This window comes from Paenibacillus amylolyticus, assembly GCF_001570725.1.
GTDB classification, from domain to species: Bacteria; Bacillota; Bacilli; order Paenibacillales; family Paenibacillaceae; genus Paenibacillus; species Paenibacillus amylolyticus_A.
Genome location: NZ_BCNV01000001.1, coordinates 1334724 through 1360446, shown reverse-complemented (window position 1 = coordinate 1360446; position 25723 = coordinate 1334724). Strand labels below are relative to the sequence as shown.

The window sequence follows — 25723 nt, the reverse complement described above, 5'->3', positions numbered from 1 at the left end:
ATATCGATTACTCAACTGCTCTAATACTCATAACATATTTGGTTCTGGGCAGATACTTTATTTCCAGCGTTTTATCACGATCTTTCCAGGCAATATCCCGAGTGTTAATCAATTCCATTTGATTTATTTCGATGGTTTGTTCCCTCCATTTCCTGCCCATGGACCCTATATAGTTCGGTTTACCTGTTATTGTTTCATAATCTTGGGAGAGATAAGGACCTATATCCTGGATACCCGACACTGTCTTAGGAGCAAAAAGTAATATCAAGCTGATACCAAAAATAATGCAACAGCACTTGAAAGATATTCGTTTTACGATGTTTATTATTTGCTTCATGCCATGAAACAACCCCATACCAAGTGCAAATACTCCAAATACTACTCCAATCAAATTTAAAAAGATCCAACTAGGAAAAAAGGTTAGAAAGAACGAGGAAATACCACACAATACAAAAACAATAAATATGACTATACTCAGCTTCAACAACATCCTCTTCCTTCATTTAAAAGTGTCCCATGAATCCCGATAAAATCACTGCAAAGCTACATATATATCAATCTCATTGCTGGCACTTTCCGGTTGATAACGCTCATCCCAAATTTCAAAATCATAGTCTTTGGGTTCATGTCCGTTCTCACAGATCCACTGTCCATAGACATAATCGTATGTATCACCAATCTCTGACTCAACTCCTCGATGCGTGCACGTCACATATTGGCTGTCAGGGACGTCATGACTTATCATCTCGGATGGGACATTCTCCAAACTAGTTACTTCATATCCCAATAGATGTGTAAATTTATCAGTCTTTGCGTTGAAATCTTCATTGATCGGGTACATCTGCATCAACATGACATTATCATTTTTTCGATGTTGAATTTCATCTTTTCTCTCAACAAGCTTATGATAGTGGCTCTTGCCCAGCCCCGATTCGAACTCTTCTACAGTCGCTTCGATTAAGTATCCTACAACGTGAAAAGCGGGCAATGTAATGACTTTCATTTCCATAAAAATCTCCTCCAATGGATAAACTCTGATCATGGATTAATTCTCCCTTTCAACAGAAAACCCTTCTGCCGCGAAAATCTCCTCGTTCAGCAAAAGGGTAATATTATAGGATCACAGTGATAGCAGCTTTAACCCTTCACTGCACTTCCAGCCACGCCCTGGATAATGTAATGCTGTCCCACCAGAAAAACGATAATCATCGGAATAATGCCTGCCGTGGCAGCGGCCATCATGCCATTGTAGTCCACATTGTTCTCCAGAATAAAGTTCTGCAATCCGAGCGGTACGGTGTACAGGTCTTTGTCGATCAGGAACACGAGCGCGTTCTCATAATCATTCCAATGCCAGGAGAAGTCTATGATCGCTAGTGTAGCCAGCGCAGGCTTCGCCAGTGGCAGTATCAGCCTGAAGAATATACGCAGGTGTCCAGCACCGTCGATGAACGCCGCTTCCGAGATCTCCGATGGCACCGACAGGAAGAACTGTCGCAGCATAAACACCCCAAAGATTGTGAACATTCCAGGCAGGATCAAGGCCCAATGCGTATTATATATGCCGACCCACTCAAACATCAGAAACTTGGGTACAAAAAGCACCTGTGGCGGCACCATCATCATCGAGAGATAGATCAGGAACAGTGTCTCCCGACCTTTGAATTGAATCCGTGCGAAGCCATAGGCTGCAAAAGCTGAGAGAAATACAGCTCCGACCGTGCTAATTAGCGATATTTTCAACGAGTTCAGATAATACGTCGCAAAGGTATCCGCTCCGCTCCAGACCTTAATGTGGTGCTCCCAGTTCAGGCTGGAGGGTATCCACTGGATGGGATAGGTGAATACGTCCGCAGGAGATTTGAACGACGTGCTGATCATCCAGATGAACGGCATAATCATCAGTAAGGCAAAACCGGCCATAAGAAGCGTCAGTATGATTCTCCGAATCTGCGTCAAGGACTCCATGCGAACTTTAGGTGATTGCGGAGCTGTGGGCTTCGCGTTCGTGGCAATTGGTTTCTCCATAACGATTCCCTCCCCTCCTTAATAGTGAACCCAACGTTTCTGACCGAGCCACTGCAATACAGTGAAGATCATGATGATGGCAAAGAGCGCCCAGCTAATGGCGGCAGCGTATCCCATCTCGTAATATCGGAAGGCATTTTGATAAATAAAGAGCGACAGCACGGTTGTGCTGTTCCCTGGCCCACCCTGGGTAATCGCCTGAATGATACCAAAGTTCTTGATGGTCATAATCAGCCCTGTAATCAGCAGCAAAAAGGTAGTCGGGCTTACAAGCGGCCAGATTACTTGGCGTATCGTCTGCCAGGGACGGGCTCCATCAATACGTGCAGCCTCAACCAATTCCTCCGGGATTTCCTGCAAAGCTGCCAGATAAATAATCATGTTGTAACCCAGCATGAACCAGATCCAGATGATATCAATCGCATACATGGACCACTCCGTTGTCGATAACCAGCCGGGTGGATTCGTAATACCGATCCCGCGCAAGAAACCGTTAATCGGCCCCGACGTTGGCTGGAACAGCAGCATCCAGACAAAGGCGATGGCAACACCGCTGGTGATATAGGGCATGAAATAGAGGGCACGCAGCGTTTTTTGCCAGTACACGGACTTGTTCAGCGCTACAGCCACGATAAATGCCAACCCCATTGATACCGGAACAGCTAACAGAAAGACAAATGTATTTCGTAGCGCCACGCCAAACAGATCATCATTCAACATTCGGCGGATATTGTCCAGCCCGACGAAATTCGTCTCCGGGCTCATGAATTTATAATCGGTGAACATGAGATAGAACGAATAGACAGCCGGTATAATAAAAAACAACAGCACGCCAATCATATTGGGCCCAATAAACAGATACCCGAGCCTGCTCTGCCGTTTCATCCAGGATTTATGCATATGCTCCCCCACTCCTTAACATCTGTTCTGGAATTAAGCATAACAAGATGTCCTCTAACATTTAAGGAACATAACCCTGTACCTGATATCACAGATATATGCATTTCGGCATTGCCTTTGGGGAGGGAAGCAACATGGAATTGTTCTATTTCCTTTAGCCCGGAAAGCCCTAGCTAATGCCATACATCTAATGCTCTATTGTTCTATTGCTTATATAGAAAAACCGTCCCATTGGGGACGGCCTTTGGACTCATCGCTTTTGCATTCTATTGATTCTGCTTCAGCCAGTCATTATGGCGTTTGACCATGTTCTGTACCGTAATTTCTGCAGTCTGGTTACCAAGGAAGAACTTTTCATACTCCTGTGCACGCAGATCGACCACCTCTTGTGCAATGCTGCGGACAAACGTAGGTGTCTCGTCACCATACAACACAAATTCCAGTGACTCTTTATCATAGGAATCGGCATAATCACCGAGCAGATGATCAATAGCAGTCTGTTGATCGACCGCATTCGAGGAAGGCAGACGTCCACCCGCAGCCATTGGCATCATACCCCCATCGGCGTACCATTTCAGGAACTCCCATGCAGCTTCTTTATTTTTCGACTTGGAATTAATCGCGATAAAGTCACCCAGTCCTCCGCTCTTCACCATATCTGCTTCCTGTTCAGCCAGTCTCGGTACAGGGGCAAAAGCGATTTTCCAATCCCGAGGGAACTCGGTCATGTTGTTCGATGTACGGATCAGCCATTCGCCAATGTTGATCATGGCAGACTCACTGCCAAGGAACATGTTCTCCACCGGCATTTTAGAAGTCAGCTGCTCCCCGAGTGGAGGGGTCGTTGCATCCTCCTTCATCATTCCGTTCAACGTCTCCAGCCATTTGGTAACGAGTGGATCATCGAGGTTGGAAGTACCGTCTGCCTTAACATAGCCGTTCTTCACCAGAACGGAATCAAGCGGATCTACATAGGAAGCGGTATGCTGCACCAATCCGTATTTGAAGCCAGCAGCCTTCAGCTTGAGTGCATATTCACGGGCTTCATCCCATGTCCAGGCTGTTGGTACACTCAGTCCGGCCTGATCAAGCGCTTTCATATTTAAAGCGAAGAAGGCAGCATTTTTCTTGGTCGGCATCCCGTAATATTTGCCGTCCACTTTCCAGGAAGCCGCATCTTCACCCATTTTCTCATCAATGTTGTAGTCGGTGAACTCGCCCAGATCCAGTGCTGTTCCACCCTTGATACGTTTATCCAGATTCGTGAGGGTGTAGTTGACATATAAATCAACGTTCTGCCCCGTGGACAGCGCCGTATCCAGCTTCAGGTTGCCATCATCGTCATTCACAAACCGCACATATTCCACCTGAATATCAGGATGCTCCGCATTCCAGGTATCCACCACTTCCTGTGGACCATTCTCGGGCGGTACCGCGCCCCACATGGTGAGCTTCACTTTTCCACCTGCCGCTCCACCTCCGTTATCTCCACCGTTCGTTTCATTTTTACCTACACAGCCGGCAAGCAAGCCCAGCATCAGCGCACCTACGATTAATCCCGTTAATCCTTTTTTGATTCTCATCTGGTCACATGACCTCCCTGAATTGAAGTGTACCTTCCGTTACATCGTAGCAGGGACCTTGCTGGGTTCATAAGATACATATCCATGATTCGAATTGAACAAAAATACGGATTTACTTGTGCTTGACTGAGCACTCAATACACATATTCCTTCTACTCATCCTGTGAGTCACGAGCGATGGCGATACTGGCTGGGCGTGCAACCGGTCCAACGCTTGAATATTTTGATGAAATAATTATCGCTTCCGAACCCTACCCGGTAACCAATCTCCTGTACAGGAAGATCCGTCTCGCGCAAGTATTCAGCCGCTTTCTCCATCCGTACCCCGTGTAAGTAGTGAATGAGGGTATGACCGGTTTTCTTTTTGAACAAAGCACTCACATAATTCTCGCCCATCATCACATATCGTGACATGGATTTGACGGTAATGTCCTGGTCGTAATGCTGTCCAATGTACTCAATAATTTTACTAATCTCCGGATGCTTCACATTCGGCTCACGAACAGGTGTGAACGGAAGGTCCGTCTCAGGCGGGGGCGCTGAAGAGACCGTCAGAGAATTAGGCGAAGCAGGCGATGATGTAATTAACGGAGATGGAGATGGCACTTCATGATGGTCTGCCTCCGTTCGTACTTCCGCCGAAGCTCCCAGTTCCGCACTAACTTTACGGAGTGTATCACGCAGCGAATTCACACTCATGGACAGCTTCAGAATATAATTCGAAGCCCCATATTCCATCGCACGGCGCACATATTCGAACTCCCCCATACAGGTGAGCATCACAAACTTGGTCTTTAACCCGGCCTGACGGGTCTGTTTGAGTAATTCCAGACCATCCATACCCGGCATGACAATATCGGTCAGCACCAAATCCGGTGTGTCCTGTATGATCATCGCCAGCGCTTCGGTCCCATTACCGGATTCTCCGATGACCGTGAAGCCCAGCTCTTCCCAGGAAATAATCTCTCGCACCGACTCCCGTACAAATACCTCATCTTCTACAAGCAATACCTTCCACATGTTCAGGATTCCCCTCTCTAGTCGTCCGGGACGTGTCTGAAACCTCCGAAGCGCGAGTTTTCAGACACGTCTCTAGTCAGACCGCTTCTGTACGTAAGGCGTCGACAACAAAAAAGGAATGCTGAACCTCACTAATGTCCCTGGTTGATTATCCATTATTTCAAGTTTACTTTGACCTTTGAACAATAACCGCAATCGTTCCCTGAGGTTGGATAGGCCGATTCCCGGACGCGTCCGGGTTACCTGCTGACGCCGGGATTCCTCCATTCCGATTCCGTTGTCTGCCACCTCCAGCATCAGTGTTCCTGTGTCTTGCCTATATATGCTGATACGGATCTGACCAAGCTGCTCCTGTGGTCCAACACCGTGGTGAATGGCGTTCTCGACCAGTGGCTGCAAGCTCAGCTTGGGCACCAGTGCGTACTCCAGCTTATCGTCAAATTCACAAGTCACCTCGAAGCTATCGCGGTAACGAATCCGCTGGATATGAAGGTAGGCTTGAACCAGTTCGATCTCATCCTTCAGGTAAACCAATTCGACCTGTGAATTCAAGCTGACCTCCAGCAATTTTCCCAGGGAAACACACATCTCTGAGATTTCTTCATTCCCGCTGCGGATCGCACTCCATTTCATTGTATTCAATGTGTTCAGGAGAAAGTGCGGATTCATCTGAGCCAGGAGCATATGAAAATGTACCGCTTCCTTCTGGCGTTCCTCCGTCTTGAGCCTATTGATCATCTGATTGGCATCATCCAGCATCGTATTAAACGTACGTGTCAGTTCCAGTACTTCTCCACGGCTGTGGCCCTCAGGAATACGAATCTTGAGGTTTTTGCGGACAACCTCCTTCATCTGTTTCTGCAGATGCGACAAAGGGCGTGTGAACGTTGCCGAAATCATAAAAGCCATCAGCACAAATGCGCCTGTGAAGCCAAAAAAGGTCAGAAAGTAACGTTGCTTAAGCTCAGATATCTCTGTAAACAAAATGGAAAGTGGAATGCGATTCACCATATACCAATCCAGTGATTCAATGTACACGTAGTTAATCAGCGTATCCGAAGCTGGATCAGTTAGATACGCCTGTGCCGGATGAAGAGCTATTTCACGCGTAACTTCCGGGGAAAGCGTAGCTGTTTTGGATGAACGGGCGATGGTCTCCCCGCTACCTGTAATCAGAAAGTACTCCCGGTTACTCTGTGAATCCTTCAGCATCGTTTGGAACCAGTAAGAGTAATCAATGCTGATCCGAGCCAGTCCGTAGCGCTTGCCGCCGCTATCTTTCATGTAGGCATACAGCGACAACAGGTACGGGCTGGAGGATAACTCCTTGAGCACATGGTTGGTATCCCGTGCATCCCAGCGATAGAAAAGTTCTTCCGGTTGAAGCGGGGGCGCATCTGCACCCCCTTTTGGGATCGTTATTTCTCCAAGACGCTCGCGGAATTGCTCCAGATAGGGGCCATACGCCAGTGCTTTTTTCGGCAAATACGAAGTGTAAACGCTATCATGAAAATCCAGCAAGGTAAAGTACACCGAAGGATTATATAGAAAGAAACTGTTATTGATCATCTTGAACTTCTCTTCCACCAGCGCCTTGTTCTCAAGCGGAGTACGATTGTCCGGGGAGGTGAGCACACTTCTTACCGCAGAATCCTGTTCCAGAAAAATGAGCGTTTTGAAGGCGATACTCATCTGATCCTCCAGAGAGCGGTACATCTGCACCAGCTGTTCATGACTCTGTTCACTGATTTTCTGCTCGACCAAGGATTCAATCTGCTGATAATTGTAGACATTCAATGCACTGAACGGCAAGAGAATTAACAACACAAATGCACCGAACAGACGGTACCTGAGCCGCTGTGGCAACCAACTCTTCCAGTTTGGCTTCTTCATTCCTTTGCGCTCGCTCCCCTACAATTAATGACCCCATTATAGCACCTGCCTGCCATTTACAGCCGGGGGCGAATGATTTGCATGGATTTGTGATATTCGTTGCCTGCTTTCGTGTGAAATGCACAGATATGTTCTATTGGTGTAAAAAAGAAATAAATGGATGAAATGAGTGGATGGATGGCTAGATAGACGAGACGCTTCACCTCATACTTGATGTCTTCTCCGATACTCCGAGGGACTGATTCCTATGGTGGACGAAAATACACGGCTCAGATAAAATCCGTTCTCATACCCACATCTCTCGGCTATCTGCGTTAGGGTGAGACGGCTATCTGCCAGCAAGGCTTTTGCCTTTTTGAGACGGATCGCTTTCAGATAATCGGATGGTGTTTCTTGAAAGGCCTCCCGGAACCTTCGGGTGAACTGAACTGGACTCAAAGCCAGACGCTCGGCCAATGCTCGGAGACTGACCGCCTCTCCTGCCCACTCCTCCAACAAAACTGCCGCTTCAGCCATGAGAGCATCTTCCGTGAACTTTCGTTCCATCAGACTGCTCTGTCTCTGCTCCCATTGATACAATTGCCACAAATCCATCATCAAATGGGTCTTCCATCCTGTTGTAACTGCATCGTTCTCCTCGCTCGCCTGACGCAGATACGCATACGTTGAAGCTAGCCGCTTCGTATCATTAATCTGCGATTTTCCGATTGGCGGTAGAAGGCACTCATCCTCTGCGGCGTCACAAGTGAACTGCATATAGTGAAACGTCAGCGGGGTTATCGTCTCTCTGCGAAAAGGCACGTGAGGTGGACACAACACCAGATCAGCAAAACCCGCCTCTCCGGTCTGCCCCCCAATCTCGTAACGGAATACGCCCTCTTCAACGGCAAAGACCACCCAAGCGTCGTAGATATCTTCTGCCAACGCAAATGCAGCTTTCTTCTTCCAGTAGATGTGATTAAGGAGGTCCATGACACACCTGCCTTTGCTGTGAAATAAAGTATATGCTCGATGATAATATAGTGTATTTGAAAAGTAAATATATAGAACTAATATGAAATTATAGATATGAAATATGAGCTTAGGCTCCTTTACATTCAATGAGAGAGGTGTTCTTATGAAACACGAACTCGTTAAACCGGATATCACCGTCATCGGGGGTGGGCTTGCTGGCGTATGCGCGGCTATATCTGCGGCACGACTGGGCCAACAAGTCGCGTTGGTGCAAAATCGACCCGTTCTCGGCGGCAATTCCAGCAGCGAAGTACGCGTGTGGGTATGCGGCGCTACCGCCCACGGGATTAACCGTTATGCCCGCGAGACAGGCATCATGGGGGAACTGTTTGTAGAGAATCAGTATCGTAATCCGGAGGGCAATCCTTATCTATGGGACTTGGTTATTCTGGAAGCCGTTCGAGCTGAACCCAACATTACTCTGTATCTAAATACCGATGTACATGAAGTCGAGGCCACTGGGGATGGCGAGGAACGCATGATCACCTCCGTTACCGGATGGATGATGGGCTCTGAGCGCAAAATCCGATTCGAGAGTCAGATCTATCTGGACTGTACGGGCGATGGACTGGTGGGCTTCCTGGCTGGAGCTAAGTTCACACTCGGCCGGGAAGCCCGCAGCGAATTTGGTGAAGAATGGGCGCCAGAGGTGGCTGATCAGATCACGCTGGGCAGTACGCTCCTCTTTTATACCAAGGATACGGGTGCACCTGTCCGTTATATCCCGCCTTCTTTTGCCAAGGATATCACGCAGACGAGCATTCCGATTCGCCGGGTCATTCGCAGCGGGGATTCCGGTTGTCATTACTGGTGGATCGAATGGGGCGGTGAACATGACACCGTTCATGACAATGAGCTGATCCGTGATGAGCTGTGGTCCGTGATCTACGGGATCTGGGACTATATCAAGAACTCCGGCAAGTTCGATGCAGACCATATGACTTTGGAGTGGATCGGTTCGCTACCTGGCAAAAGGGAGTACCGCCGCTTCAAGGGTGACTATGTGCTCACCCAGAACGATATTATCAGCCAGCGGGAGTTCCCGGATGCCGTTGCCTTTGGCGGCTGGTCCATTGACCTGCATCCCCCGCAGGGCATGTACGCCGAAGCGAGCGGCTCGAAGCATATGCATGCCGATGGCATATATCACGTGCCGTTCCGCTCGTTGTATTCCGCGAATGTGCGGAATATGCTCATGGCCGGACGCGACATCAGCGCTTCGCATGTCGCCTTCGGCACGACGCGCGTCATGGCCACATGCGCGGTCATCGGCGAAGCCGCGGGTACGGGCGCGGCGCTCTGCGCGTCCATGGGGGTGTCGCCGCGCGAGCTGCACGCGAGGCATCTTGCGGTGCTGCAGCAGACGTTGCTGCGGCAGGACGCTTCCATCATCGGGGTGCGCAGCCACGATGAGCTGGATCTGGCCCGGCGTGCCAAGGCTACAGCCTCCAGCACGCTGACGGGCATCGCTCTTGAGCAGCCTGGCGAGACGTACCCGTTGGTTACGGATGTTGCCCTGCTGCTGCCTGTGCATCCAGTGCTCAGCGGTCTGGAGCTGCTGCTGGATGCATCCAGCGATACCGTGCTGACGGTAGAGCTGTGGGATACGGGGCGTAAGGAGAACTACGTCCCGCATTCGTTACAAGTTACGGCGACCGTTAACGTGACGGCGGGAACCGCCCAGTGGGTGAAGCTTCCGCTCGAATGGCGACCGGAAGAACCGCAGAATGCTTTTATCATCATCAAGGCGAATGCATCCGTCACCCTCTACCATTCCACGGAAGCACACAGCGGGGTGCTGATCTTCTTCAGAACGGAAGATAACCATGTGTCCAAAAATTTGGAAGACCACGCCACGGATCAGCCTGTCGTATTATGGTCCATGCAAGGGTTGGCGCGTCAGCCGTTCTGCTCTCGTACCCTCTCTGAGACCATGGCCTATTCAGTGGACAACACAGTCAACGGTTACCATCGCCCGTTCGGAGGGCCGCAGCAGTGGATGTCGCAGCCGATGCAGTCTGGCAAGCCAGAATGGGTGCAACTGACATGGGCAGAGCCACAGACCTTGGCTGAGCTGCACTTGACGTTCAACGATGATGTGAACGAGGACCTGGTTAATTTGCATCACCATCGCACAACATTCCGCGTCATGCCTGAACTTGTGCGCGATTATCGGGTGGAAGTATTGAGTGGGTCTGGGGAATGGATCGAGATTTTACGTGTAACGGAAAACCGCAGAAGAAAAATCATTCATTCCCTGAACACACCTGTGGATGCACAGGCGCTTAGGGTAAGCATTGATGCCACCAATGGCAGCAGGTACGCGGAGTTGATCGAGATTCGAGCGTACGGGGAATCTACACGGTAGGAGGAATCTTAGCGTATCCTTTTTTTGATAGCTGATCCTGGGTACTGGTCAACATATACAATAGATGTTTTCAGTACGGAACACACAGGTTATATGGAAATAATAACTCCCCACTTATGGATGAGATCCAAAAGCAAAGAAAACAGGTTGTCTTAACCTGCAAGACAGCCTGTTTGAACATTAATCACATATGTGCTGGCGGAGAGAGACGCGGTCTCTTTACTCAAGTAATTCAGTGTGTGTAGATAGTTTGTCGAGTTATTCTATTGATCCGGATAGGTTTCTTTGAGAAACCGGACAGACTGCACAATTAGCGCTTTCAACACATCCAAATCGATGTCTGCTATCTTGTTGATGTATACACATGCTTTGCCTGTTGTATGTTTTCCAAAGTCCTTTAATAGATCTTCTCGCTCGCTATCCCCTGTGGCAAAATATAAACTAATCTTTGCCTTTCGTGGCGAGAAGCCCACTAGAGGTGCATCCCCTTCGTGACCCGATTCATATTTGTAATGATATGCACCCAATCCGATAATACTCGGTCCCCACATTTTTGCATCATAACCTGTCGTCTCCGTGAAAATATCTAGTAATTGATAGGCGTCCTCACGTTTCTTTGGATTCTCGATCAGCTCAATAAATTCTATGACACTTTGGTCTGTTATGGTTGTTTTGAGTTTGTACATTGAACCAATCACTCCTTCATTAGATCCAGTCATCAGATCCAGTCATCGAAATACTTTCCCAGAAAGATAAGCTCTTTCTCATAGTGTGCAAGATGACCTTCTTCTATCATTTTTATAAAAGCGAGTTCCCCCGCAGCCGCACGATCAGTCAGTGTTTTACACATAAAACGGATACGGGATATGACCCATTCCTTCAAATCTGCTGGCACACTCAACCCGTACGTAGTCATGAATAATGCAATGCGTTCTTTTCGAACAGTTCCGTGCGCCTGGCTAGTGTAAGTTACAACACCTTTTCCATCCATCTTTGGTGAAAAATCTGCGAGCGGAACGGATGTATACAAGGCATAGGCGATATCCCACATTCGCGGACCCGGACCTGCCATATCAAAATCAATAATTCCTTGAGGACGTTCACCCTTGTACACCATATTATACGGCGCAAAATCGTTATGACATACAACTTCATCTTCTGTTATGCCTGGATATCTGTTCATTGACTCTGATGTTGTTGTGAATCCAACGGTCGCATCATGGTAACTTCTCAACAGTTTAGCGATTTCTATTAAAGATTCGTCTGACCACATATCCTCTTCGATCTCAGGGTAGTCATTGCCTGGAACGATTCCTTCGAGGTAAGAAAGTATTTCTCTCCCCTGTTCATCTATTCCCAGAAATCGAGGAGTATGGTGATAACCAACTTTTTCGAGATGTAAAAGCAGTTCATGCACATATGGATTTGGTTTGGCATGCCGGCGAACCGTCTCGCCTATTCTGACCACCTGATTCACATTACCTCCTGTGAACGTTTCCTCCTGTTCGGACAATCTCATCCCTCCTAAATAAAGCTAAACTTCTTTGGTATGGGCGTGATTACGATTTTTCTTATAACTCCCCGGAAATCCCGCGACCAATAGTACAAATCCAACCAAGAACATGAAGTATACGAGTAACCCTGTTGAATTATCATTCATCTGAGCAAACTGAGGTACGTTGTTCCCCCCTGAAGCATAACCTGCTTCTACTATGGCGGCTGATACTCTTATTGAAATTCTCTCCATCGTCGCAATAAACACACTGCCAAGCATGAGAATTACACCCAAAATCTTATTAATATTGTTCATGTCACGCCTCCTTTTTTTATCCGTCCACTATTTATGAAGTTATCTCCTTAATGTCTTTCGGTTCTCTATTCCATATTCCTGCATTAATATCAACGAATCTCGTCCCATTTCATCATAGCAAATAGCGTCGTCATCACTGACGGCGCTGTTGTACGCTCTCTGAACAGTTTACGTAGCTACTACATGGTGCAGATCCATACTATTTTCGAAAAAGGCTGACCGTTCTACATGATACAGATCATAGAGCTGCTCCTTGGCATTGATGAATTGATATACATCTGGATACGCATCATTGGCTAACTTCACATATGGCAGTTTTTCTACTGCTTTTCTGGACCTTATATTTTGCTTACGAATCTTCATAAATACCGTTTTAATGTCATGTTCCAGAAACAGCTCAACGAAAAAGGCTGATTTCGCTCTTTGGCTGTAACCATTCCCAAAATACGGTGATCCAATCCATGTCGCTAAGAATCCTGTTTGATGCTCGATATGATACAGATCAATGGTACCAATAGGCTGTCCTGCTTCATTCAAAATGGTTCGGGATATCGCCGTCTTTTGCTCTTCTTCGGCCATCAATTGTTTGGTCAGGAATAGATATTCTTCATACGATTGGCATGCATAACGAACGTAAGGAGACACTGCGGGGTCCATCATTAAGCTGTACAGTGAATGGCATTCCTGCAAATCACGTTTTTTTAACATTCTGTCTACCACCTAGTCCTTTTAGTCCGCTATATCAAGCAAATTAAGTATATAAAAGGTAGTGTGGGATTTAATGAATTCTGTATATGGCTTATGTAAAATGTATTGGTAAATGTTGCTCATTTTCACCTCCCGTAGCACAAAAAAAGGCATGTCCCTTTTGCAGGGACACGCCTTTTTCACGGATACAGAAAGACAGGAAATTATTGAAGACCTTGCATGATCGCATTAATGATGTTTTGCTGCGTCACGGTATTATTTGAACGGTTAAACAAAGCGAATCCATGTTGACCGTTATGTCCGTTGTCCCAATACACAGGAACCATTTTGTATTTTTTGGCTTTTGCTGTAACTGCTTTTGCATATGCAGCACGATATACGTTGTTGGTTGAATCATACGACGTTTTATCAATCGAACCGAATTCACCAATTACCACAGGATAACCTTGAGTCACAAATTTATCGTACATGGACTTAAACTGTGCTTCCAGATAATCCTCTTGTCCCCACGTAGACTTTTTGGCAGGGTTCGTAGCTGTTGCACCCCACTGCGTGATATTACCGTTTTCCTCACCAGCGAAATCCCACGGAGAGTAATAGTGCGCCGAGATCATGATTCTCTTCTGCGAACTAGGAATTGCCGAGGATCTGAAATTATCTGTTGGGAGAACAAAGCCATAATTACCAACGGTGAAGTCAATATTGGTATTCCAGCCCGGAATCAGCAACCATCTGGCATTGTTGTTTCCTCCAGTTTGACGAACTGTATCCACAAAAATCTGATTGTAGGCATTCAGGTTGGCGTAATACGCCGAGTTCGGATTACCATAGTTGCCATCGAATACTTCGTTCATGGATTCAAAAATCAGACGGTCATTGTAGTTGCTGAACTTGGTGGCAATCTGTTGCCACACCTTTTTATACTTTTCCTTAATGGCAGTCTGATTGCCACCATTCACGAGCAGCCATCCACCTTGGACGGAATTGTATCCATCGCCATGAATATTGATGATGACATACAGACCTTCATTGTACGCATAATCCACGACTTGCTGAATTCGATTCAGCCATGCCGCATTGATTGTATAGTTGGGAGCGCTTCCAATGTTATTCAAATAGGAAACGGGAATACGAATGGATTTGAAGCCAGCAGCTTTCACTTTTTTGATTAACTCTGGAGTTACCGTAGGATTGCCCCAAGCTGTCTCATTCGGTGTACCGTTCACCGCTGCTTCCAACTGGTTGCCCAGATTCCATCCTGCACCCATCTCAGACACGATTTGTGAAGCGTCCGCTGCTGATGCTTTAGTGCTCCATCCAGTAAAGGCCGCCGCAGCCAGTAATACTAGTGCCAAGCTGCTGATGCCAAACTTCTTCCATTTTTTGAACATACCCATACCTCCGCTTATTCTATTATTTTTTAACAAGCAGTACAGTTAATCTATCAATACAGATTGAATGATTCGAGACCCGTGCCTCCCTTCCTATCGATCAAACAAATGAATTTTTCGTCTACCATCAACATAATAACACATATATGGAAAATAAAGCGATATATTTCGTGTTTATTTTCACTTATTATTACAAATTACTCCATCTATCCATTTAAGTGGATTGCTTGAATTTGTTCTCTATTAAAATCAACAATCATGATGTGATCTTGCAAGATATTGTCTCCGCACGATATTGTTGCGCCGTAATCGGATATACTGTTAAATATTATATCTACACGGTACACTTCAATCTCATTAAACCAGCCCTTATGTACCTTTTGATGAAGTTCGTTCTCATAGTATTCTCGAAAGACAATCTCACAAGTTGAAAACCATTTAACATAGTCTTCTATTTTATTAGCAATCAAATCTAATTGTGTATTCGTGGACACATATATTCGGACATCGTTTAAATCCTCATCCTGTATGGAATGTTTAAATATTTGCACTGCATTTTGCAGAACATAGCATAGGTAACTCTCATCACTCTCTTCTTCAAGCTCAATAAATGGGCTCAACAATAGGATCTCGCTCCTCTCTAGTCTTTTAAAAATAACTCTTGTAACCAGTGTACGAATTTTTCTTTCTCCTCAAACTGTGGGTAATGCGCAGACTCATTGAATACAATGAAATCTTTGATCGGTGCATCCAACACATCAAAATAATCACGTGCAGCATTCGCAGTAGTCATATAATCATATTTACCCATCACAAAATAAGTAGGAATCTCCAGATGATCAACAATATCAGGTAAATTTTGATCAAATGCTTCCTTCAGTAAGATGTCTTGTGAACTGAACATCCCTGAATAAAAGCGAATCATATCCATCCCATTGTATTCGGGATTAAACAGGAATCCTAAGATATAATCTCTATTCTCATGGATGAGCCTGGCTGCACCACCGTACTTTTGCAACAAAATTCTAGGCGTAAGTTCCTTTCCTTGCTCGATCGAGCTGCGAATTAGCTCCAGTTTTTTAACGTCCTCTGCATTACGGGCTTGTTTCGCTTGCTCGTACGTGTACTCCAAACTTTCCAGTTCGCTCTGAAGTGTGTTCGCCATCTGTCCAATGCCTATATAAGCGTGAAACTGAGTGGGTGCTTTAGCCGCAGCTTTCATCCCGATGTATGTACCAAATGAATGACCGATTAATATAACCTTCTCTTGACCTAACTCCTCAGTTACATAATTCCTTAACGCTAACAAATCATCTACTAATACATCTGTTGTCAGATTCGAGTAATCTTCAGAAAAGTGATAGGACTTTCCACTCCCACGTTGATCGTAATGCACCACAGTGAAGTGTTGCTCAAGGTCCTGTTGATACTTCCTAACATAAGGAATCTCAGAGCATCCAGGCCCACCATGCACAAAAATCAGGATTGGGTTACTCCGATCAGCACCCCTGATCATGACTTCATGTCCTGCTCCGTTAATTTCGACCTGCTCTAACATGCTGATGCTGTTTTCACCTTTAATTTTAGGTGTCCATGTAGGAAATATCAGAGCTACTACAACCATTAAAATAATACTAAATATGCTGTACTTGAGTATCTTACGTACTTTTTTGCGCATGTGACGCTCCTTAAATATCAAGTTTCATTTGCAATTCTACCAACGGTTCCTTTACCGTAATGGATACAACAATTCAACTTGTTCTTTCAGCAGGTCTTCCTGGAAGATGTAATTATGATCGGCTCCTACGATACAGAGGATTCGTTTTCCTGGATGAGCTTCAACTGTATTTTTGACTCTTTGAATCATAATCTGATTACGTACAACCCAGCGAAAGTTCTGTGCCTTCGGGTTTACCTGATACAACCATTCATATTTTTGTTTGGTTACGCTATCGAACTCATTTGAATTAAAAGGAATATCGCCGAACCTATACGTCTCCATTTGTTCCGCAAACCAGTGATCATCCCGTTGTTCAAGTTCTTGGCGTTCCTCGCCCGTATAACCGTTGAATGGATCAAAAGCATTCCACACATCCAGTTCAAACCAATCAATAGGGACAAATGGGATGTTATGCTCCTCGCACAAAGGGAATATCAAATCCCAATACTCACTGGCCGGTTCTCCCCAGTATCCTCTATCATTTTTGTCCTTCAGATACCTCAGCCAGCTCTGTGGATGAACTTCACCGCAAATAATATCTGGCTTAAACTCATGAATCACATCCTTGTAAAGGGAAAGGGAACAATGATATCGCTCCCTGAGTTCTGGATTATGAATGGTTCCGAGTATGCCAACCGTTGTCATGTGCCCAGCTCCTTTATCATGTGTATATCTTTCGGCTCTTTGTCGTAGAGTTCCTGATCAATCTCGCTTGCAATTTGACTGCCCTGGCTTCTGTAAAAGGATACCGCCGATCTCGTCTCTGTGGAGGAAATATACAGATATCGCGCTCCACGTTTCTTGACCTCTTCACTTAACTGGTTCAGAATACGTTTTCCAATACCTTGTCTTCTGTACGCCTGAGAGACATACATCAAGTCAATTTGTAATTGATTACATTCTCTTCCTCTGTATTGATGTGCCAGCACCCCGAACCCAATTAATCGATCTTTAGCAAAAGCGCCATACGCCATGCCGCCTTGTTCTAGTTGATAGACATATCGATTTTGAATCTCATCCAAAAGCTTTGCATCCCAGTTTGAGCACTCATGATTTTGTTCTAGCTCAACCAATCCGTTCTCTCTCATTTCATAAATGAGATCAATATGTTCCGAACGATCTATTTCCTGCAACTGGTTTACATCTTCAAGAGTCAATGTTCTATACGTTATCATGGTGTTGCTATCTCTCCCTTCAACAACTATTCTTTCAGAATATAATTTTTAAACCAGTGAAGTGGTAACAAGTTATCATCGGATATAATCGTTGTGAATACCGCAACCAATCCTCGCTTTTGGTTAACAAAGATATATTGCCCTCGTCCACCGCCCATACCCATAGCATAAAACGTTTTATTTTCAGCATCTTCTTCCTTGATGCTTTTCATTATGCGCCAGTGGTAGCTATATAAGGGTTCGGAAGTAAGAGAAGGACTTACACTTCTAGCAATCCAGTCAGCAGAGATGAGTTGTTTAGAATTCCACTCCCCATTCTGAGCGTATAACACCCCAAACTTCAACATGTCTTCGATCTTCATTCGCAAACCAAAACCACCTATGGCAATCCCTTGTGTATCCTGATACCAATGGAATTCGTTAATACCTAGAGGTGCAAATAAGTTCTTTTTTGCAAATTCCGAAGTGTTGATACCAGTCGCCTTCTGTAATATGGCGCTAAGTATATGAGAACTTCCGCAACTATATTTCATTTGGATTCCTGGTTCGAATTCAACAGGTTGTTCAAGAACAAATTTTATCCAATTCTTAGATGGAATCATAGCTTCATTCCCTGGATAGTGCAAGCCCGAGGACATCGTTAATAGGTGCTTAATCGTAATCCCCTTTTTGCTGTCATCCAGATCGTTAAAATAATTCACAATTGGGACATCCTCATTCTCAATGTAACCCTGCTGTATAGCGATTCCCACCAATGCGGAGAGCACACTTTTTGTAATTGAATTCACTTTATGTTGTTTTTCTTTCGTTTTTCGATTTCGATAAAATTCATATTGAATTGAGTTTTCTCGGTATATCATGCAGCTCTCCGCTTTATTTCGTTTTATCTCTCTTTCGAGATCATTAAATTCAGTAATATAAATGACTCCCTTCTCCTATGATTCAAAGCTCCAATACGGTTATTAACTCATCATGACAGATCTCGCCGTTGTCAACGAAACCAAAGCTTTCATATAATTTTTTCGCGCTGACATTTTCGGGACTATAAGAAATCCAGCAATATTGTGCAGGTCCAGCTGGGTATGTACGAATATATTCCAGAATTTCTACTATAGCTTGTCGTCCATATCCACGGTTTTGATACTGATGATCAATCATCAGTCTCAGGATGCAATAACTACTATCCGCGATAGAGGGTAGGTCATATCCAGTAATGCCATAGGTAATCATCACAAATCCTACCGGTTGATCGTCCATATATATAGCAAAAGGAAATGGATGACCTCCATTTTGGGAAAGAACATAACATGAGGCTACACTCGACAGATTGGAGGCCACGAATTGCCGTTGATCATCCGAGACCTCCAGATTAAATATGGCACGACGATTATCCAGCGTAATTTTTCTCAAACTAATCATCTTATCACTTCCTAGTTGTGTTTTGTTCAGCCAGATATTCATCTATCTTACCAAATGCTCTATTACCTTCTTCATATAGATATAATGCTGAGTCTATCATTCTATTGCCAACCTGTAGATCACTTCATCATCTGAATTGGTTCTATCCCCACTAATGAAGGACATGCTCTTGTACAAGTTCTGTGCTATTTCGTTATCCCGTTCAACCGTTAATGAAATAATCTTGCATAATGGATGCTGCTTCGTGATGTAATCTAGAATGGCTCTTATAGCGAGTTTCCCCATTCCTTTACCTTGATAAGATTGATCGATTTGAAAACCACCAATCCAGTAATTATCTGTACTATCTGGCGTATAACTCAGATAAAAGAAACCAATAACCTTCCCATCGATCTCAAGTACGTAAGGATCAAATGCTTCATCCCACGGTTTTATATAGGCGTAAGCGATCCCCTCAATAACAGATGGAACTAATGAGACTTGGTGTTCATACAAAGAGATCTTCAGCGCTTCTTCCCAATTCTCTCGTGTGACTGGTTGTATCTTTATATTCACCACTGTATCTCCTCTTTCGATAATCTTTGATTAATTCTAACGTTCTTTTCACTCTCACTTACAACCACTTCCAAATGATGTTCAATCAACTGGTTCACTTGTTTTTTATTCTTCGTGATTGTTGCAGTCTTATGGTTTTTGTTAATTGTACATATAACTTCTTCTATATTATATTGATGGTTCCACTTCACAATCATCATGCATAAGTTCTTGAAGGACTGCTTGTAATTCCACGGTTGCAAGCCCATTCTAGATAATACAAACCTCTTTATAATCCGATAATCTCTAATGAAAACATTTGGAGCTAATACAAAAATCAAATCTGCTTCCTGGATGGACTTTATTGTCCAATCTTTGCACTGCACTCCTTCTATGATCCAAGCCTCTGAACTGACAATAGATTGGACAGATTCATCCCTAACACTTTCAGGATATCTCAGATTTTCTACGCTTCTGTCCCAGATGAGATTGTCTAATTCATAAGAAGGAATACCGTATTTATCCGATAATGCTTTGGCTATTGTTGATTTCCCACTACCGCAAGATCCAATAATTCGTATTCTCATACATATTCTTTCTTCAAAAATGCATAGATAACATTATCAACAAATCGATCTTTCCAATAATAATTTTCTTTTAATATGCCTTCTTCACTAAAACCAATTTTCTTAAGCAATTCTCTTGATCCCGTGTTCTCGGGCTCTACAAAGGCTTCAATCCTGTTTAATTCAAGGTTGTTAAATCCGTATTCAACGATTTCTTGAGCAACCTCGGTCATATAACCCTGCTGCCAGAACTCCGGTGCTAACTCATATCCCATCGCAGCTTTATGATGTTGTTTCAACCAACCATGAAATCCGCATGTACCAATAACTCTACCGTCCGACTTCAAAGCAATTCCCCAGCGGATAACCTGACCATTTTCGAATCGTTCATTCCACCTTTGTATGAGAGCTTCTGCTTGTTTCATATTCTTAAAACTTTCTACATCGTAGAATTTTGTAACTTCATCTGAAGAAAAAATATGAAATATGTCTTGGGAATCACTCTGTCTAATCTCTTTTAGCAGCAATCTTTTGGTTTCTAGTTCAGGAAATGGAGTCATATTCATTTCACCTCAATCGAGTAAACTGCTACATTTTTCCCGATTATGTCTACATCCTTCTCGTGTTCCATACCATTCTTTTGCGCGACTTTCATAGAGCCCACATTGCCATGTTGAATTAAAGATATTAATCGACTCTGTTTCAAATGATCCATACCGTATTCTTTCCATGCTTTTGCTTGTTCGTATCCGTAACCCATTCCCCAGTATTGCTCTACAACCCAGTAACCGACCTCAAGCTCATCCTTGCCTTCAATGATTTGAGGAATGAGTCCAGAGGTTCCAATTAGCTTATTGTCCTCTTTGTTAAATGCGAGGAACAACCCCTTATCGTCTTTATTCCAGTTAATGAACTTTTCCAGACTTTGCATGGTTTCTTCCTTCGTCCAGGGTCCTCCATGTCTAATAAACTTCATCATATTCGGCTCACTTGTCATCTCAAAAAGTAAATCAAAATCATTTTTGGTATATTTCCGAAACATAAGTCGTTCTGTCTCCATCATTCTCTCAGCTCCTTTTGTATTCACTTCAAAATCGTTTGTTTGCGATCTACTGTCGATGTGAAAAACGCTTGCCTTATCTCGTCACGAAATACTTCTTTATACCGATGTTTTCCGATTTGGTCAAAACGGGCTTGAACTCGCTTTACGTGTTCTGTATCTGATTTTATCTTTTTCTCAATCTCTTCGTATTGTTCAAGGGTATCGTATTCCCACATCGCAAAAATTTCACTGGTTTCATCATCGATTGGTGTGTGCCATCTCCCAATAAGTCTTGATCCGTATTTCAATTGAGATGGTAGCAAAATATCATTAAATAGAGCGTTGAACTCTTCTACAAAAAAAGTCGCAATAATATAGGTTTTTCTCCGATATATCATCATGTGTGCCTCCTTATGTGTAATAGAAACAGTTCACCTATCTCGTCACTATTCCCGATGTAATTTTCATATTAGGAGCATAGGTTAGCCATGAGTTCTCACTGAAATTCTTAGTAAAAACACTCTCTGCCTCATATTGTCGATTCGCTTCTTCTGGATTCAGTCCTCTTTCGATCAGTTGAGCAACTACTTCATTTCTGGCATTTGGTTCTTGTCCCAGTCCTTCTTCTTTTAATGCATGAAAAAGCTTTTCCTTATCCGAATCTGCAATGTGTTGATCTAAGAAGTTAACCTTGTCACTCATCCGGCATTCTACATTTCTCACGCCAAGTTGACTAAGCAGAATTGGGATTTTCATCCCCATATTTCCGTCTTTACCACTCCGCTTGGTATCCTCCTCGAACAATTTTTGGAGAACACCAAGTTGAATAATCTTCGATTGTTCAAGTCCATGCAATTCAAAGTTTGACATATTAGCGATCCAATGAGGTTCAAAGCATATGATTCTACCCTCATCTACTACACTGTCGATCATCTTCTGAATAATAGTGACAGGCTCCGTCATATGTAATAAGAAGGCATGACTCATAGCAATATCGTATTGGCGTTCCACTTGCACCGTTTCAATGTCATCTACTATAAAAGTCGTTTGAAAAGAGGTCTTTGAGAAAATATCTTGGGCCTGCTTAATCAATTCTTTTCCTTTGTCCAATCCGGTATAGGTTGATCCTTCGGGTAATAAAGGAAGTAGCTTCAGGCCAAGATAGCCAAAACCACATCCATAGTCGATAATATCTACCGACTTTTCAATCTTCCATACACGTTGAACCAAAAACTCAAGATAATCATCGTTATAGTAAAGCCATCGCGTATTCTTCAGATATTCGATTTGGTCATCCCAATAGTAATCAGACAAAGTGAAATCCCTCCCTCATATGATGTAATCGCATTCATAAATTTTCAAATATTATAGGAGATTTTCACTCACTCACATCGTGGTTGATGAGCGAGTGAGCAAAACTCTCATAAAACGCCTATCATATGTATTAAAATTGCCGTGCAGCATATGTAATGACAATATATTTCGCTCCTCTATATCGTTACTATAAAACTAATCATTCCAATTACTTACATAATTGTACTACGAAAGCATGGGAGGGTCTATCCAACCTTAGCAGTTAATCCCAAGCGCCTTTTTCACCAGACCGATAGTTAATACTTGTAGTTATCACTAAACTAGAGAAAAATGATAAACTGATCTTAGGATACAGAACATATTGTAGGGGAAAGATTTTTCACACCAACGCAGTACCTTTACTTTATCTGCGTATATTTGCTTTATATTTTATGATTGGGAGGTCAACATAATGGATTTGGTAAACAAATTTTTAAATGGATTGAGAGCAGCATTATCATCAGAAGAACTTGAGGAACTGAATACAGCGAGCGGTGCTACGAAAGAAGATATAACTACATTAAGATCAAAATATCCAAATTGTCCAGAATCACTCATCGGTTTACTTGAAAATATTGATGGTACATATTGGAGGAAGTACGGAGATAAAGAAATTACGGTTTGTATTCTTGGCTCAGATGTTGGAGAAGGTAGATATCCGTATTATTTACTGTCTACCCAACAAATGCTCGAAAGTTCAAAAAATGAAGAAGACGTCTCTTATCTTTTAGAATACGAAGATGAAGAGGATGCCGTTGACTCTAAAATCAATCGTGAGGGGCTTCTTCCGGGGAAATACATTCACTTTTCAGACTGTATGAATAATGGTGGAACATCCAGACTTTATATTGATTTTAACCCTACTGATGAAGGTGTACACGGTCAAATTGTTCGCTTTTTGCACGACCCTGACGAATACGTAGTGATTGCAAACAGCTTTGACGAGTATTTACAGGGGCTTATTGACAGCGGTTTTGTTTTTCTAAACGAAGAAGAGTAACTTCGGTAGGTTTGTATACAGTTAAACATAGATCAGTTTAGATGAATAAAAGGGGCAGCTTTTTTGCTGTCTCTTTTACAATAAAGTTGTTTCCTCTCAAATTGATCTTTTATATCACGGATGCCTTCTGAGACTATGACTGCTCATATTCAGTTTTTAAGATACTCATGCAAACACCATCCCAGTATTTCCCCTTTTTATATATCTTCTTTCTATATCTCCCCTCTTCTTTAAAGCCACATTTTAAATAACTCTTGTAAGCAATCTCATTGTACTCATACACTTCAAGTTCTAATCTATTTAAATTTAGCTCTTCAAAGACAAACTTCTGTAGGATACGAATGGCTTCACTCCCATAACCTTTACCTAGAAATTCTTTTCTTCCTATTACAATTGCTAAAGATGCAAAGCGGTTTTTCCAATCAATTTTGTACAGATCAATCTGACCTATATATTCTAACGAATCTTTCAACCCGATAATAAAACTTTTATTTGAAGACTTGCCTTCAACCATTGTTCTGAAAAAGGACTCCGTCTCATAACTCGAATGAGGATACAAAAAATTATCTGATAAAGTCCCTGTGATTTCCGGATCGTTCACCCATTGTTTGATGTAATCCACATCAGAATCCTGGTATTCTCTTAACACAATTCTTTCTCCATTAATGCGAGACATCGTTAATCCCCCCAACAATCCAATTACAATATCTTTTGGAAACTTCCAATATCCAGTTTTCTATCAAATTTATATCCGATCTCTTTAAATAGAGCACATTGCTCATATCCATTTCTCTCAAATAAAGATTTACTTCTGGTATTCTCCATGCAAATCGTCGCAATTAACGTATGGAATCCTTGTTCTTTTGCAACCTTCTCAATAAAACGTAATGCTTGTTTCCCCAAGCCTTTTCCCAAAATATCGGGCTGCAAATATATGGTGACTTCTCCGCATATGTCATATGCCTGTTTACTCTTATATTGGGTGATCAGTACATAGCCCATCATTTGATTGTTTTCAAGAATTACGTAAGTTTTATATCGGGTATCCTTGTTCATGACAGAGGTTTTAATCTGATCAAGATCTAATTCCTCCGTATGAAACGAAATGGTTGTGTTCAATACATAGTAGTTATAAATAGCTCTAATTTCAGGGAGGTGCTGCTCGGTTACTTCTTCAAAAGTCACTATCGTCAATGACCATCCATCCTCTTCTATTCATTTTCTTCAACGGTATCAGCGTCTATCTATGAACTTCGAACTCACTGTATTTTCTCTAAATCAGCAGGTAGCGAAAATCTCCCTTCTTCATTAGGCTCAAAATCATATGTATGAACTACGGCGTCTAGATTTAACTCACCGTAAATATGAGGATATTCCCTGCCTTCATTATACAGATCTTCCCATACAACTTTGGATTTTATTTTAGATGCATCCAAGCCAAGTAATACTAACCCCTTTGTCCCAAGGTAATTATAATTAGCCACAGCTATAATCTTATGTACAGGTGAGCAATGAATGAAACCTTCTTTTTCTAAGGATGCTGCTCTGTATACCCCATTGATCAACGCGGCTTCCCATTCTTTTCTTAAGAGTACATGTAAAATCATCATCATAAACCTCTCCTATTAAAAACGAATGGTAATTATTTGGATAGGACTTTCGTCAATATGATATCTATGATTTCACTGGTCTCCAGATGATCGGTAGCGATGTAAGTTTGAAATTGTTCATCCTTGAAAGCTTCAACACACTTTGGTGCTTGTTGATACTGCCAGCTTCCATATTCATCTCCGCGTTTAGCCAAACGATGATAAATCGTCTTTTCTTTGGCCGTTAGGCAAAAATGATGAATGTCCTGATCGATCTCTTTAAACCCGCTATAGATGTAATGAAAGTTTTCCTCTTTATAGATGGTCATGGGGATGATTAAGTGTTTGTTGTATTTTTGCTTTACTTCTTTTGCCGTCTTTACGGTTAGAATTTTCCATAGATCGATATCTTGAAAATCATCCGTCCGTTCCCTCTCCTCTCTACAATTTTCTGGGAGAAGTTTTCTAAGCATATAACCAATTTCTTCTGGATCGTAGATCATGCTGTTTGCAATCAAAGGCTGAAGCGCTTCTGCTGCCGAAGTTTTTCCGGAACCAAATGCTCCGTTAATCATGATGATCATTTAATCACTCCAATCTGAATGTTATA

At 43.3% G+C, this 25723-nt stretch carries 31 protein-coding genes; 2 read left to right on the top strand and 29 right to left on the bottom strand.

The window, feature by feature from the left end:
* Window positions 1–7: 7 nt before the first annotated feature.
* The 8 genes from PAHA3_RS06375 to PAHA3_RS06340 all read right to left on the bottom strand — a co-directional run bounded on the left by PAHA3_RS06375 (window position 8) and on the right by PAHA3_RS06340 (window position 8396).
* The gene (locus tag PAHA3_RS06375) at window positions 8–484 is read right to left on the bottom strand and encodes a hypothetical protein (protein WP_145147070.1); all 477 of its coding nucleotides are present in this window, start codon (window positions 482–484) and stop codon (window positions 8–10) included.
* Between the two features lie 48 nt (window positions 485–532).
* Window positions 533–1009 (bottom strand): GyrI-like domain-containing protein, encoded by a 477-nt coding sequence (locus PAHA3_RS06370; protein WP_082762857.1) that lies wholly within the window; start codon window positions 1007–1009, stop codon window positions 533–535.
* A 128-nt stretch (window positions 1010–1137) separates the two neighbouring features.
* A complete protein-coding gene (locus tag PAHA3_RS06365) occupies window positions 1138–1968 on the bottom strand; it encodes a carbohydrate ABC transporter permease (RefSeq protein ID WP_062835992.1) in 831 nt (276 codons plus the stop codon).
* Between the two features lie 78 nt (window positions 1969–2046).
* On the bottom strand, window positions 2047–2928 hold the full coding sequence (locus PAHA3_RS06360) for a carbohydrate ABC transporter permease (RefSeq protein ID WP_036670532.1): 882 nt from the start codon (window positions 2926–2928) through the stop codon (window positions 2047–2049).
* Window positions 2929–3194: 266 nt separating this feature from the next.
* Window positions 3195–4511 carry an ABC transporter substrate-binding protein gene (locus tag PAHA3_RS06355; RefSeq protein WP_062833961.1) on the bottom strand — a complete coding sequence of 439 codons (1317 nt, stop codon included), beginning with the start codon at window positions 4509–4511 and terminating at the stop codon, window positions 3195–3197.
* Between the two features lie 168 nt (window positions 4512–4679).
* Window positions 4680–5531 (bottom strand): response regulator transcription factor, encoded by an 852-nt coding sequence (locus PAHA3_RS06350; protein WP_062833960.1) that lies wholly within the window; start codon window positions 5529–5531, stop codon window positions 4680–4682.
* Between the two features lie 72 nt (window positions 5532–5603).
* A complete protein-coding gene (locus PAHA3_RS06345) occupies window positions 5604–7424 on the bottom strand; it encodes a sensor histidine kinase (RefSeq protein WP_062833959.1) in 1821 nt (606 codons plus the stop codon).
* 204 nt (window positions 7425–7628) lie between these two features.
* Window positions 7629–8396 (bottom strand): helix-turn-helix domain-containing protein, encoded by a 768-nt coding sequence (locus PAHA3_RS06340; RefSeq protein ID WP_062833958.1) that lies wholly within the window; start codon window positions 8394–8396, stop codon window positions 7629–7631.
* A 145-nt stretch (window positions 8397–8541) separates the two neighbouring features.
* On the opposite strand from PAHA3_RS06340, the gene PAHA3_RS06335 reads away from it, so the two are divergent.
* Window positions 8542–10806: an FAD-dependent oxidoreductase gene (locus PAHA3_RS06335; RefSeq protein ID WP_062833957.1), complete on the top strand. Its 2265-nt coding sequence runs from the start codon at window positions 8542–8544 to the stop codon at window positions 10804–10806.
* Window positions 10807–11069: 263 nt separating this feature from the next.
* On the opposite strand, the gene PAHA3_RS06330 is transcribed toward PAHA3_RS06335, so the two are convergent.
* The 17 genes from PAHA3_RS06330 to PAHA3_RS06250 form a co-directional block, all read right to left on the bottom strand.
* On the bottom strand, window positions 11070–11492 hold the full coding sequence (locus tag PAHA3_RS06330) for a DUF1801 domain-containing protein (RefSeq protein WP_062833956.1): 423 nt from the start codon (window positions 11490–11492) through the stop codon (window positions 11070–11072).
* 32 nt (window positions 11493–11524) lie between these two features.
* Window positions 11525–12325, bottom strand: coding sequence for an aminoglycoside phosphotransferase family protein (locus PAHA3_RS06325; RefSeq protein ID WP_371327900.1), 801 nt, complete (start codon window positions 12323–12325; stop codon window positions 11525–11527).
* A 15-nt stretch (window positions 12326–12340) separates the two neighbouring features.
* Window positions 12341–12616 (bottom strand): hypothetical protein, encoded by a 276-nt coding sequence (locus PAHA3_RS06320; RefSeq protein ID WP_062833954.1) that lies wholly within the window; start codon window positions 12614–12616, stop codon window positions 12341–12343.
* Window positions 12617–12784: 168 nt separating this feature from the next.
* Entirely contained in the window at window positions 12785–13324 is a 540-nt protein-coding gene (locus tag PAHA3_RS06315) for a GNAT family N-acetyltransferase (protein WP_062833953.1), read from the bottom strand.
* A gap of 203 nt (window positions 13325–13527) precedes the next feature.
* Entirely contained in the window at window positions 13528–14715 is a 1188-nt protein-coding gene (locus PAHA3_RS06310) for a glycoside hydrolase family 5 protein (RefSeq protein ID WP_062833952.1), read from the bottom strand.
* A 206-nt stretch (window positions 14716–14921) separates the two neighbouring features.
* Window positions 14922–15335 carry a hypothetical protein gene (locus tag PAHA3_RS06305; RefSeq protein WP_235599374.1) on the bottom strand — a complete coding sequence of 138 codons (414 nt, stop codon included), beginning with the start codon at window positions 15333–15335 and terminating at the stop codon, window positions 14922–14924.
* Between the two features lie 20 nt (window positions 15336–15355).
* Window positions 15356–16393 carry an alpha/beta fold hydrolase gene (locus PAHA3_RS06300; protein WP_062833950.1) on the bottom strand — a complete coding sequence of 346 codons (1038 nt, stop codon included), beginning with the start codon at window positions 16391–16393 and terminating at the stop codon, window positions 15356–15358.
* Between the two features lie 51 nt (window positions 16394–16444).
* Window positions 16445–17080, bottom strand: a complete 636-nt coding sequence (locus PAHA3_RS06295) for a hypothetical protein (RefSeq protein ID WP_062833949.1) — start codon at window positions 17078–17080, stop codon at window positions 16445–16447.
* Window positions 17077–17610, bottom strand: coding sequence for a GNAT family N-acetyltransferase (locus PAHA3_RS06290; protein ID WP_062833948.1), 534 nt, complete (start codon window positions 17608–17610; stop codon window positions 17077–17079). Before PAHA3_RS06290 ends, PAHA3_RS06295 begins: the two co-directional genes overlap by 4 nt.
* Before the next feature lie 26 nt (window positions 17611–17636).
* On the bottom strand, window positions 17637–18470 hold the full coding sequence (locus PAHA3_RS06285) for a serine hydrolase domain-containing protein (RefSeq protein WP_062833947.1): 834 nt from the start codon (window positions 18468–18470) through the stop codon (window positions 17637–17639).
* An 82-nt stretch (window positions 18471–18552) separates the two neighbouring features.
* Window positions 18553–19029 (bottom strand): GNAT family N-acetyltransferase, encoded by a 477-nt coding sequence (locus tag PAHA3_RS06280; RefSeq protein WP_062835991.1) that lies wholly within the window; start codon window positions 19027–19029, stop codon window positions 18553–18555.
* A gap of 96 nt (window positions 19030–19125) precedes the next feature.
* Window positions 19126–19584 (bottom strand): GNAT family N-acetyltransferase, encoded by a 459-nt coding sequence (locus PAHA3_RS06275; protein WP_062833946.1) that lies wholly within the window; start codon window positions 19582–19584, stop codon window positions 19126–19128.
* Window positions 19581–20150, bottom strand: coding sequence for a hypothetical protein (locus tag PAHA3_RS06270; protein WP_062833945.1), 570 nt, complete (start codon window positions 20148–20150; stop codon window positions 19581–19583). The genes PAHA3_RS06275 and PAHA3_RS06270 overlap by 4 nt, the downstream gene beginning before the upstream one ends.
* The gene (locus tag PAHA3_RS06265; RefSeq protein ID WP_062833944.1) at window positions 20147–20689 is read right to left on the bottom strand and encodes a GNAT family N-acetyltransferase; all 543 of its coding nucleotides are present in this window, start codon (window positions 20687–20689) and stop codon (window positions 20147–20149) included. Before PAHA3_RS06265 ends, PAHA3_RS06270 begins: the two co-directional genes overlap by 4 nt.
* 2 nt (window positions 20690–20691) lie before the next feature.
* Window positions 20692–21192 carry a GNAT family N-acetyltransferase gene (locus PAHA3_RS06260; RefSeq protein WP_235599373.1) on the bottom strand — a complete coding sequence of 167 codons (501 nt, stop codon included), beginning with the start codon at window positions 21190–21192 and terminating at the stop codon, window positions 20692–20694.
* 20 nt (window positions 21193–21212) lie between these two features.
* Window positions 21213–21569, bottom strand: a complete 357-nt coding sequence (locus PAHA3_RS06255; protein WP_062833943.1) for an NIPSNAP family protein — start codon at window positions 21567–21569, stop codon at window positions 21213–21215.
* 37 nt (window positions 21570–21606) lie between these two features.
* On the bottom strand, window positions 21607–22485 hold the full coding sequence (locus PAHA3_RS06250; RefSeq protein WP_062833942.1) for a methyltransferase domain-containing protein: 879 nt from the start codon (window positions 22483–22485) through the stop codon (window positions 21607–21609).
* Window positions 22486–22936: 451 nt separating this feature from the next.
* Here PAHA3_RS06250 and PAHA3_RS06245 point away from each other — a divergent pair, with 451 nt between their 5' ends.
* A complete protein-coding gene (locus tag PAHA3_RS06245; protein WP_062833941.1) occupies window positions 22937–23524 on the top strand; it encodes an SMI1/KNR4 family protein in 588 nt (195 codons plus the stop codon).
* Between the two features lie 133 nt (window positions 23525–23657).
* Here the strand turns inward: PAHA3_RS06245 and PAHA3_RS06240 are convergent, their stop codons facing one another.
* From PAHA3_RS06240 to PAHA3_RS06225, 4 genes are all read right to left on the bottom strand, one after another.
* Window positions 23658–24200 (bottom strand): GNAT family N-acetyltransferase, encoded by a 543-nt coding sequence (locus PAHA3_RS06240; RefSeq protein ID WP_062833940.1) that lies wholly within the window; start codon window positions 24198–24200, stop codon window positions 23658–23660.
* A gap of 23 nt (window positions 24201–24223) precedes the next feature.
* On the bottom strand, window positions 24224–24709 hold the full coding sequence (locus PAHA3_RS06235) for a GNAT family N-acetyltransferase (protein ID WP_235599372.1): 486 nt from the start codon (window positions 24707–24709) through the stop codon (window positions 24224–24226).
* Between the two features lie 74 nt (window positions 24710–24783).
* Window positions 24784–25134, bottom strand: a complete 351-nt coding sequence (locus PAHA3_RS06230) for a DUF952 domain-containing protein (RefSeq protein ID WP_062833938.1) — start codon at window positions 25132–25134, stop codon at window positions 24784–24786.
* 32 nt (window positions 25135–25166) lie between these two features.
* On the bottom strand, window positions 25167–25697 hold the full coding sequence (locus PAHA3_RS06225) for an AAA family ATPase (protein WP_062833937.1): 531 nt from the start codon (window positions 25695–25697) through the stop codon (window positions 25167–25169).
* Window positions 25698–25723 lie beyond the last annotated feature (26 nt).

Excerpts from the sequence above, each read along its gene's own strand:
- PAHA3_RS06240 (WP_062833940.1), bottom strand. The coding sequence starts at position 24,200 with ATGTCTCGCATTAATGGAGAAAGAATTGTGTTAAGAGAATACCAGGAT.
- PAHA3_RS06280 (WP_062835991.1), bottom strand. The coding sequence starts at position 19,029 with ATGATTAGTTTGAGAAAAATTACGCTGGATAATCGTCGTGCCATATTT.
- PAHA3_RS06285 (WP_062833947.1), bottom strand. The coding sequence starts at position 18,470 with ATGATATACCGAGAAAACTCAATTCAATATGAATTTTATCGAAATCGA.
- PAHA3_RS06320 (WP_062833954.1), bottom strand. The coding sequence starts at position 12,616 with ATGAACAATATTAATAAGATTTTGGGTGTAATTCTCATGCTTGGCAGT.
- PAHA3_RS06340 (WP_062833958.1), bottom strand. The coding sequence starts at position 8,396 with ATGGACCTCCTTAATCACATCTACTGGAAGAAGAAAGCTGCATTTGCG.
- PAHA3_RS06325 (WP_371327900.1), bottom strand. The coding sequence starts at position 12,325 with ATGAGATTGTCCGAACAGGAGGAAACGTTCACAGGAGGTAATGTGAAT.
- PAHA3_RS06345 (WP_062833959.1), bottom strand. The coding sequence starts at position 7,424 with ATGAAGAAGCCAAACTGGAAGAGTTGGTTGCCACAGCGGCTCAGGTAC.
- PAHA3_RS06315 (WP_062833953.1), bottom strand. The coding sequence starts at position 13,324 with ATGTTAAAAAAACGTGATTTGCAGGAATGCCATTCACTGTACAGCTTA.
- PAHA3_RS06245 (WP_062833941.1), top strand. The coding sequence starts at position 22,937 with ATGGATTTGGTAAACAAATTTTTAAATGGATTGAGAGCAGCATTATCA.
- PAHA3_RS06225 (WP_062833937.1), bottom strand. The coding sequence starts at position 25,697 with ATGATCATCATGATTAACGGAGCATTTGGTTCCGGAAAAACTTCGGCA.
- PAHA3_RS06360 (WP_036670532.1), bottom strand. The coding sequence starts at position 2,928 with ATGCATAAATCCTGGATGAAACGGCAGAGCAGGCTCGGGTATCTGTTT.
- PAHA3_RS06290 (WP_062833948.1), bottom strand. The coding sequence starts at position 17,610 with ATGATAACGTATAGAACATTGACTCTTGAAGATGTAAACCAGTTGCAG.
- PAHA3_RS06295 (WP_062833949.1), bottom strand. The coding sequence starts at position 17,080 with ATGACAACGGTTGGCATACTCGGAACCATTCATAATCCAGAACTCAGG.
- PAHA3_RS06365 (WP_062835992.1), bottom strand. The coding sequence starts at position 1,968 with ATGGAGTCCTTGACGCAGATTCGGAGAATCATACTGACGCTTCTTATG.
- PAHA3_RS06370 (WP_082762857.1), bottom strand. The coding sequence starts at position 1,009 with ATGGAAATGAAAGTCATTACATTGCCCGCTTTTCACGTTGTAGGATAC.
- PAHA3_RS06350 (WP_062833960.1), bottom strand. The coding sequence starts at position 5,531 with ATGTGGAAGGTATTGCTTGTAGAAGATGAGGTATTTGTACGGGAGTCG.
- PAHA3_RS06335 (WP_062833957.1), top strand. The coding sequence starts at position 8,542 with ATGAAACACGAACTCGTTAAACCGGATATCACCGTCATCGGGGGTGGG.
- PAHA3_RS06310 (WP_062833952.1), bottom strand. The coding sequence starts at position 14,715 with ATGTTCAAAAAATGGAAGAAGTTTGGCATCAGCAGCTTGGCACTAGTA.
- PAHA3_RS06255 (WP_062833943.1), bottom strand. The coding sequence starts at position 21,569 with ATGATATATCGGAGAAAAACCTATATTATTGCGACTTTTTTTGTAGAA.
- PAHA3_RS06230 (WP_062833938.1), bottom strand. The coding sequence starts at position 25,134 with ATGATGATTTTACATGTACTCTTAAGAAAAGAATGGGAAGCCGCGTTG.
- PAHA3_RS06300 (WP_062833950.1), bottom strand. The coding sequence starts at position 16,393 with ATGCGCAAAAAAGTACGTAAGATACTCAAGTACAGCATATTTAGTATT.
- PAHA3_RS06355 (WP_062833961.1), bottom strand. The coding sequence starts at position 4,511 with ATGAGAATCAAAAAAGGATTAACGGGATTAATCGTAGGTGCGCTGATG.
- PAHA3_RS06260 (WP_235599373.1), bottom strand. The coding sequence starts at position 21,192 with ATGATGGAGACAGAACGACTTATGTTTCGGAAATATACCAAAAATGAT.
- PAHA3_RS06270 (WP_062833945.1), bottom strand. The coding sequence starts at position 20,150 with ATGAGAATACGAATTATTGGATCTTGCGGTAGTGGGAAATCAACAATA.
- PAHA3_RS06330 (WP_062833956.1), bottom strand. The coding sequence starts at position 11,492 with ATGTACAAACTCAAAACAACCATAACAGACCAAAGTGTCATAGAATTT.
- PAHA3_RS06265 (WP_062833944.1), bottom strand. The coding sequence starts at position 20,689 with ATGACTCCATTTCCTGAACTAGAAACCAAAAGATTGCTGCTAAAAGAG.